Below are 897 nucleotides of genomic sequence, written 5' to 3'. Positions count from 1 at the left end.
CGCCTGGCCCACGCGCTGATCGCCCGTGGCGTCGGCCCGGAAGTGCGCGTGGCCATCGCCATGCCGCGCAGTGCCGAAAGCATGGTGGCGTTTCTCGCGGTGCTCAAATCCGGCGGCGTGTACGTGCCGCTGGACATCGAATACCCCCGCGACCGCCTGCTGTACATGATGCAGGACAGCCGCGCGCAACTGCTGCTGACTCACACCAGCGCCCTGGCGCAATTGCCGATCCCGGATGGGCTCGCAGCATTGGCCATCGATCGCACTGACGATTGGGCCGATTACCCCGACACGGCACCCGCCGTGACGCTGGATGGCGACAACCTGGCCTACGTGATCTACACCTCGGGCTCCACCGGCATGCCCAAGGGCGTGGCGGTGTCCCATGGACCGTTGGTGGCGCATATCATCGCCACCGGCGAGCGTTACGAAACCCGTCCCAGCGATTGCGAACTGCATTTCATGTCCTTCGCTTTCGACGGTTCCCACGAAGGCTGGATGCACCCGCTGATCAACGGCGCCAGCGTGCTGATCCGCGATGACAGCCTGTGGCTGCCGGAATACACCTACGCGCAGATGCATCGTCACAACGTGACCCTGGCGGTGTTCCCGCCGGTGTACCTGCAACAGTTGGCCGAACACGCCGAGCGTGACGGCAACCCGCCGGCGGTGCGGGTGTATTGCTTTGGTGGTGATGCGGTGGCCCAGGCCAGTTACGACCTGGCCTGGCGCGCGCTCAAGCCCACTTACCTGTTCAACGGCTACGGCCCGACCGAAACCGTGGTCACACCGTTGCTGTGGAAAGCCCGTCAGGGCGACCCGTGCGGTGCGGTTTATGCGCCCATCGGCACGCTGTTGGGCAACCGCAGCGGCTATGTGCTGGACTCCCAACTCAAC

Annotated in this window: 1 protein-coding gene; it reads left to right on the top strand. The window is 65.1% G+C overall.

Features of this window, described 5'->3' with window-relative positions:
* The coding region (locus tag ACW9IN_RS30095; RefSeq protein WP_457369241.1) for an AMP-binding protein at window positions 1-897 on the top strand (897 nt) is incomplete at both ends.

It is taken from the genome of Pseudomonas sp. SDO5271_S396, assembly GCF_054071795.1.
Note: the sequence above shows the minus strand (reverse complement) of the source record. Positions and strands in the feature narration are given on the sequence as shown.